At 62.9% G+C, this 2,059-nt stretch carries 2 protein-coding genes; both read right to left on the bottom strand.

Annotated features, from left to right (window positions below; genetic code table 11):
• Nucleotides 1–116: 116 nt before the first annotated feature.
• Nucleotides 117–1,220, bottom strand: a complete 1,104-nt coding sequence (locus tag Q8Q83_RS01210; RefSeq protein WP_305620416.1) for a GlxA family transcriptional regulator — start codon at nt 1,218–1,220, stop codon at nt 117–119.
• 446 nt (nt 1,221–1,666) lie between these two features.
• On the bottom strand, nt 1,667–2,059 hold a 393-nt coding region (locus Q8Q83_RS01205), incomplete at its 5' end, for an L-serine ammonia-lyase, iron-sulfur-dependent, subunit alpha (RefSeq protein WP_305620414.1).

The following is a 2,059-nucleotide window of genomic DNA, read 5'->3' as shown; positions in this document are numbered from 1 at the left end:
CCACGCGCCATCAGGCTCAAATCGTCGAAGTATCCGATCAGAAATAAAAATGCCAGTCAGCTTAACTGACTGGCATTAGCGCTTTAAGCGCCCCTTTTGCTTGCTAGCGACTATGCCTAGAGCCGTACGCTGGCAAAGGTCGATTCGCCCTGGGCGCGGGTCAGCGCGGCCATGGCCGACGAGGGGGAGGGACGCATCAGGTCTTCCGGCATGGTCAGCAGGGCCACCACATTGGCGCCGTTCTGCCCGGCGCGTTCGTCGCGCGGCGGGATGCCGAAGTATTCGCGGTAGCACTTGGAGAAGTGCGGGGTGGAGACGAAGCCGCACACCGAGGCCACTTCGATAATCGACATGCTGGTCTGCTTGAGCAGCTGGCGCGCACGGATCAGGCGCAGCTTGAGGTAGTAGCGCGACGGCGAGCAGTGCAGGTATTTCTGGAACAGGCGCTCCAGCTGGCGACGCGACACATCGACATACAGGGCCAGCTGGTCGAGGTCGATCGGCTCCTCCAGGTTGGCCTCCATCAGCGCGACGATTTCCTGCAGCTTCGGCTGGTTGGTGCCGAGCATATGCTTGAGCGGCACGCGCTGGTGGTCCTGCTCGTTGCGGATGCGTTCGTAGATAAACATCTCGGAGATCGCCGCCGCCAGTTCGCGGCCATGCTCGCGGCCGATCACGTGCAGCATCATGTCCATCGGCGCGGTGCCGCCGGACGAGGTGTGGCGATTACGGTCGATGGAGAACAGGCGGGTGCTGACCGCGGCGCGGGGAAAGGCTTCCTGCATGGAGGCCAGACATTCCCAGTGCACGCTGCAATCGAAGCCGTCCAGCAGCCCGGCCTTGGCCAGCGCCCAGCTGCCGGTGCACACCGCACCCAACTGGGCACCGTGGCGTGCCTGGCTTTGCAACCACTGCACATGCTCGCGGGTAACGCTGTGCTGGATATCCACGCCGCCGCAGACTATCACCGCATCCAGGCGCGGCGCGTTGGCCAGGCCGGCGTCCGGGGTGATCTGCAGGCCGTCGCTGGCGTTTACCGGCAGGCCGCTCTGCGTCAGGGTGTGCCAGCGGTACAGCTCCTTGCCGGACAGCTGGTTGGCCATGCGCAGCGGTTCGACCGCCGAGGCCAGGGAAATCAGGGTGAAGTTGTCCAGCAACAGAAAGCCGATGGACTGGGCTACGCAAGGCTGGGGTTGTGCCCCGTGGTTGAGCTGTGACATCGATGAAACCCTCACGCTAAGCAAAGCACGGTGTTGAGCCCTTATGGAGAGGCTCTTAATTGTAGTTCTGGCGTACGACAACCCCAGATAGGCAGGGATGACAACGCAAAGGTCATGCCTAAATTGATTGGTCGTTCAATTAAAAATACGCGAGGACATCCAAGGCCTGTGCACAAGGCTTTGGCAGGAGCGACAGAAGCATTCTGATTGCGACTGCAAACGCCCGGGGTTTGGGCGTTTGAGCATTTCGGTAGCACTGGGTGGGCGACAAATTGTCACCCCGCTACGCGAGGGAATAAATCGGGGGTAACGCTGCTACGGCGCATCCGTGACTAGCGAGTCACCCAGGCCAGCCGCGGCGGGCGGGAAAACGCGCACCAAAAACTGGCACGCGCCACCTGGGTGAACAAAACAGGTCAGACCCCGCGACTACAAGCGGGTCGGCCTTAACACTCGATGGCGCTGACCGCCAGGCCGCCGCGGGAGGTTTCCTTGTACTTGTCGTGCATATCGGCGCCGGTGTCGCGCATGGTGCGGATCACCCGATCCAGGGAGATGAAGTGCTGGCCGTCGCCGCGCAAGGCCATCTGCGCGGCATTGATCGCCTTGACCGCGGCGATGGCGTTGCGCTCGATGCACGGCACCTGCACCAGGCCGCCGACCGGATCGCAGGTCAGGCCGAGGTTATGTTCCAGGCCGATCTCGGCGGCGTTTTCCAGCTGTTCCGGGGTGGCGCCGAGGATTTCCGCCAATCCGGCCGCGGCCATGGCGCAGGCCGAACCGACCTCGCCCTGGCAGCCGACTTCGGCGCCGGAAATGGAGGCGTTCTTCTTGCACAG

Source organism: Pseudomonas sp., assembly GCF_030696055.1.
Lineage (GTDB): Bacteria > Pseudomonadota > Gammaproteobacteria > Pseudomonadales > Pseudomonadaceae > Aquipseudomonas.
Note: the sequence above shows the minus strand (reverse complement) of the source record. Positions and strands in the feature narration are given on the sequence as shown.

What these genes read in the sequence shown, in the direction of transcription:
- Q8Q83_RS01210 (WP_305620416.1), bottom strand. Translation starts at nt 1,220, where the DNA reads ATGTCACAGCTCAACCACGGGGCACAACCCCAGCCTTGCGTAGCCCAG.